The organism is Asanoa siamensis (assembly GCF_016862555.1).
GTDB lineage: Bacteria > Actinomycetota > Actinomycetes > Mycobacteriales > Micromonosporaceae > Asanoa > Asanoa siamensis.
Map to the genome: position 1 here is coordinate 1 of NZ_BONE01000168.1, position 5,259 is coordinate 5,259.

General features: G+C 68.4%; 4 protein-coding genes and 1 pseudogene. All 5 read left to right on the forward strand.

The features are described from left to right. Nucleotides 1-809, forward strand: a pseudogene (locus Asi02nite_RS40815) (DNA polymerase III subunit gamma and tau); the annotation flags it as partial. A 141-nt stretch (nt 810-950) separates the two neighbouring features. Further along, the gene (locus Asi02nite_RS40820; RefSeq protein ID WP_239127718.1) at nt 951-1,259 is read left to right on the forward strand and encodes a YbaB/EbfC family nucleoid-associated protein; all 309 of its coding nucleotides are present in this window, start codon (nt 951-953) and stop codon (nt 1,257-1,259) included. 12 nt (nt 1,260-1,271) lie between these two features. Continuing rightward, nucleotides 1,272-1,865, forward strand: coding sequence for a recombination mediator RecR (recR, locus tag Asi02nite_RS40825; protein ID WP_203719412.1), 594 nt, complete (start codon nt 1,272-1,274; stop codon nt 1,863-1,865). A gap of 480 nt (nt 1,866-2,345) precedes the next feature. Continuing rightward, nucleotides 2,346-3,350: an ABC transporter permease gene (locus Asi02nite_RS40830; RefSeq protein ID WP_203719413.1), complete on the forward strand. Its 1,005-nt coding sequence runs from the start codon at nt 2,346-2,348 to the stop codon at nt 3,348-3,350. Nucleotides 3,351-3,406: 56 nt separating this feature from the next. Continuing rightward, nucleotides 3,407-5,164 (forward strand): ABC transporter substrate-binding protein, encoded by a 1,758-nt coding sequence (locus tag Asi02nite_RS40835; protein ID WP_203719414.1) that lies wholly within the window; start codon nt 3,407-3,409, stop codon nt 5,162-5,164. Nucleotides 5,165-5,259 lie beyond the last annotated feature (95 nt).

Here is a 5,259-nt window from a genome sequence, read left to right on the forward strand (position 1 = left end):
CGGCGGCACCGACAAGCGCACCCCCGGCGACTGCACCAGCGGAGGCACCGACCAATGCGGTCGTCGCGAGCCAAGTTGCACCGGGCCGCCGGGACGCGCGGGCGTCGGTGGACGGGCCGGGTGAGCGGCGCGCGCGGTCGGTGGCTGCCGCGCAGGTCGCCGATGACGATGACGACTGGCCGGAGACCGCGCTACCCGGGGGGCTACTGGCCGACGCCGGCGGCGGCGATGCGGATTGGCCCGAGACTGCTGCGCCGCCGGTCAGCTCTGACCACGAGGGACCGGGCGCGCCCGCCTACGCCGGAGCCCCGGTGCCGTTCGCGGCCGCCGCCGCGCCGGCGGGTCGGCCCGCGTCCACCGCGCCGGCCCGTCCCGCGCCGGAGCCCGCGCCCGCGGCTCGGCCCGCGCCCACCCCGGCGCCCGCGCAACCTGCGGCGCGCCCGGCCCCTACCCCGGCCAGCGGCGGGGCCGCGGCCGCGGCCCGGGCGGCCGCGCGAGCCGCCGCCGGGCGGGCGAAGGCACAGGCCGGCACGGCAACAGCCGCCGCCGCGCCGTCGGCGCCAGGCCGGACCGAGGCGGACTGGGCGGAGGAGCCGCCGTTCGACCCGGAGTACGACGGCGGCAAGAGCAACGGCAGTAAGAGCAGCGGCAACAGCGGCGTCCGGTTCGAAGGGTTCGATCCTGGGGACGAGCCGACCGACGAGGTCATCGACGAGCGGACCGCTCGGCAGAGCAGCGAACAGCAAGCGTTCGCGCTCCTGCAGGAAGCGCTCGGTGCCGAGCGGATCGGTGAGATCGACCTCAAATAGCCGTCATGACGAACCACAGCGGCAACAGGCGGCACCCGGCCACCTCGCCCGCGCGAGGGGCGATCACCCCACTACTCTCTAATGAGACCGACGGTAACGACGACGAAGGAGTCTCCCGTGCGCCCCGGTGGACAGCCCAACCTGCAGCAGCTGATGAAGCAGGCGCAGAAGATGCAGCAGCAGATCGCCGACGCGCAGGCCGAGTTGGCCGAGGCCGAGGTCACCGGCACCGCCGGCGGCGGTCTCGTCACGGTCACGCTCAACGGCACCGGCGAGGTCGAGGCGATCAAGATCGACCCCAAGGCGGTCGACCCCGAGGACGTCGAGACCCTCGAGGACCTGGTGCTCGCCGCGCTGCGCAACGGCACCGAGGCGGTCCGGGCGCTCACCGAGGAGAAGATGGGCCCGGTCAGCGGTGGGATGGGCGGCCTCGGCCTCCCCGGCTTCTAAGAGGAAACCACCGTGTACGAAGGCGCGATCCAGGATCTGATCGACGAGCTGGGCCGCCTGCCGGGCGTGGGCCCGAAGAGCGCCCAGCGGATCGCGTTCCACATCCTCTCGGCCGACCCGGCCGACGTCACCCGGCTGGCCACCGTGCTCAACCGGGTCAAGGACCAGGTGCGGTTCTGCACCACCTGCTTCAACGTCGCCGAGTCGGAGCAGTGCCGGATCTGCCGTGACCCGCGGCGTACCAACGAGTTCCTCTGTGTCGTCGAAGAGCCCAAGGACGTCGTCGCGATCGAGCGGACGGGGGAGTTCCGCGGCCGCTACCACGTCCTCGGCGGGGCGATCAATCCGCTCGAAGGCATCGGCCCCGACAACCTGCGGGTCCGCGAGTTGATGGCCCGGCTCGGCTCCGGCGAGGTCAAAGAGCTGATCTTGGCAACCGATCCGAATACCGAGGGTGAGGCCACCGCGACCTACGTCGCCCTGCTGGTCAAGCCCATGGGCATCGACGTGACCCGGCTGGCCAGCGGCCTTCCCGTCGGCGGCGACCTGGAGTACGCGGACGAGATCACACTGGGTCGGGCCTTCGAAGGCCGGCGTGCGGTCTGAGGCACTACGTCACTGCCAAAAGCCACAAATCTCGGCAACCTAGACACACTGAAAGCCACTCATCGGGCATATCGGGGCAAGCTGTCCGCTTCGATACCGGGGGCCGGTGTGACACTGCCCGTTACGTGTGCCAGCATGGCCGTCACACCGAAGACGTACTCACGTCTGGGCACAGCGTCATCCCCCGATTACCCGAGGTTCCGAGTTGGCAGGTCACATTGTCATTACGGGCAGGCCTGAAGTTGGTTACGCCCCCTCCCCGCCCTTGACGCTGAGCGACGACGCGAGAAATTGTTCGGTACGCAGCGACACCACGTCGCTGACGTTCGCGCGCCCGTTCGGCTCACCCCAGTCGGGCGGTCATCACGAACTCTCCACGTACGCGCCAACCGATCGGTTGTCGACGCGGCGGGGGCCGGCCCGTGCCACGGGCCGCACGGTCACCTGCGCGCGGCGGCCGGGGAAAGGACCGGGCAACTGATGGTCGTTGGCCCCGACGCGTCCATTTCCGATCAGGTCCCTGTCGGGGAGCCGCCGGCTGAAGCCGAGGGCTCCCAGAAGGCCATCGAAGGACGCTCCCTAGGCCAGATCGCCTGGCGCCGGCTCAAGCGGGACAAGGCTGCCATGGCCGGCGGCATCGTGATCATTCTGTTGATCCTGATCGCCATCTTCGCGCCGCTCATCGTCAACGCGTGGGGTTACGACCCCAACTCGTTCCACCAGGAGACGATGGACCCGGCCACCCAGGCGCCCACGTCGACGTTCCCGTTCGGTTCGTTCGACCCCAAGCACCTGATGGGTGTCGAGCCTCCGTTCGGCCGCGACATCTTCAGCCGCGTGCTGTACGGCGCCCGGATCTCGCTGATCATCGCCTTCCTGGCGACGCTGCTGTCGGTGATCATCGGCGCGACGCTCGGCGTCATCGCCGGTTTCCTCGGCGGCTGGGTCGACTGGCTGATCAGCCGGGCGATGGACCTGTTCCTGGCGTTCCCGATCCTGGTGTTCGCGATCGCGCTCGCCGGTGTCATCCCGGACAAGGCCTTCGGGCTCTCCGGCGACACGCTGCGAATAGTGCTGCTGATCTTCATCATCGGCTTCTTCAACTGGGGCTACATGGCCCGCATCGTGCGGGGCCAGACGCTCTCGCTGCGCGAACGCGAGTTCGTCGACGCGGCCCGCAGCCTCGGTGCGCGCAACGGCTACATCCTGCGCAAGGAACTGCTGCCCAACCTGGTGGCGCCGATCCTGATCTACGCCACGCTGCTCATCCCGACCAACATCCTGTTCGAGGCCGGCCTGTCGTTCCTGGGCGTCGGTATCCGGCCTCCGACGGCGACCTGGGGCGGCATGCTCAGCGAGGCGGTGCGGTACTACACGATGCCGCACTTCATGTTCTGGCCGGGCCTGGCGATCTTCATCACCGTGCTGGCCTTCAACCTCTTCGGAGACGGTCTCCGCGACGCGCTCGACCCAAAGACGCGATGAGCACACAACGGAACACCCCGAAGCCCCACCACCTCTCTCACGAAGGGGAGCAGTAGATGAAGAAAAGGTTGGTGACCGGCGCCGCTGTTGGTGTCGCTGCCGCCCTCGCCCTCGCCGCCTGTGGCGGCGGGAGCACCGACTCGAACACGGACAGCAGCACCGGCGGCACCGCCGTTGCCGCGTTCGACGCCGCCAACGGCAAGGTGTTCAACCCTTCTGACAAGAAGGGTGGCACGTTGAAGATGGCCATCTCGTCCGACTGGGACTCGGTCGACCCCGGCGACACGTACTACGGCCTGTCCTGGAACCTCGCCCGCCTCTACACCCGTTCGCTGACCATGTTCAAGGTCGGCCCGGGCAACACCAGCAGCGAGCTCACCGGTGACCTCGCCGAGGGCCTGGGCGTGCCCAGCGACGGCGGCAAGACCTGGACCTACAAGCTGCGCCAGGGTCTGAAGTACGAGGACGGCAGCCCGATCACGTCCAAGGACGTCGAGTACGCGGTGTCGCGTTCGCTGGAGAAGGCCACGCTGGTCAACGGCCCGACCTACTTCAACGACTTCCTCGACCTCAAGGGCTACAAGGGCCCGTACTCGAGCAAGGGTCAGGACAACCCGGCGATCGACACCCCGGACGACCGGACGATCGTCTTCAAGCTGAACAAGCCGTTCGGTGGCTTCGACTACTTCGCGCAGATCCCGGCCACCGCGCCGGTGCCCGAGGCGAAGGACACCCAGGCGAAGTACAAGGAGCACGTGGTCTCCTCGGGCCCCTACAAGTTCGAGAGCTACTCGGCCGGTAAGGGCTTCAAGCTGGTCCGCAACGACCAGTGGGACCAGTCCACCGACCCGAACCGCAAGGCCCTGCCGGACGCGTACGACGTGACCATCGGCGCCAACGCGGACGACATCGACAACCAGATCATCGACGGTTCGCTCGACGTCGACATCGCCGGCACCGGCGTGCAGCCCGCGGCCCTGTCCCGCGTGCTGGGTGACCCGACGATCAAGGAGCGCGCGGACAACCCGCTCAGCGCGCGCCTGAACTACGTCTCGATCAACCCGAACGTCCCAGCGCTGCAGAACATCGAGTGCCGCAAGGCGGTCGAGTACGCGGCGGACCGCACCACCTACCAGACGGCGTACGGCGGCCCCCAGGCCGGCGGCGAGATCGCGACGGGTCTCCTCCCGCCGCAGATCCCGGGCTTCCAGAAGCTCGATGTCTTCTCGGCCGGTGCGGACAACAAGGGTGACCTCGACAAGGCCAAGGCCGCTCTGCAGGCCTGCGGCTCGGCCAACGGGTTCGAGACCAACATCGCCTACCGGGCCGAGCGCCCGAAGGAGAAGGCGACCGCCGAGGCGCTGCAGCAGTCCCTCGCCCGGGTCGGCATCAAGCTCACCCTGAAGCCGTTCCCGACCGGTGACTACTTCGCGCTGTACGCGGGCAAGCCGTCCTACCGCAACTCGAACAACCTCGGCCTGATGGTCAACAGCTGGGCCGCTGACTGGAACGACGGCTTCGGCTTCCTGTCGCAGATCGTCGACGGCCGGGTCATCCGGGAGACCGGTGGCTCGTCCAACCTGAGCGTCAACATCCCCGAGGTCAACACCATGATTGACCAGGCGATCGCCGAGACCGACACCGCGAAGCGGGACGCGCTCTGGGGCCAGATCGACAAGCGGGTCATGGAGGAGGCGGTGATCCTGCCGGGCGTCTGGGCCAAGCAGGTCACGGTGCGTAGCAAAAACACCACCAACGTCTTCGTCAACGACGCCTACGGCCAGTACGACTACCTGTCGCTGGGCGTTCAGTAAATCCGTCTAGTTCGCTAAACCCCTTGGTTAGCAAGCACCCCAAGTGAGGTAGGTGAAGGCGAGCGGCGGCCGGCCCGTCCCGGAATGGGGCGGGG

Bases quoted from the DNA above. Each gene is read 5' to 3' on its own strand.
- Asi02nite_RS40830 (WP_203719413.1), top strand. From the start codon at position 2,346: ATGGTCGTTGGCCCCGACGCGTCCATTTCCGATCAGGTCCCTGTCGGG.
- Asi02nite_RS40835 (WP_203719414.1), top strand. From the start codon at position 3,407: ATGAAGAAAAGGTTGGTGACCGGCGCCGCTGTTGGTGTCGCTGCCGCC.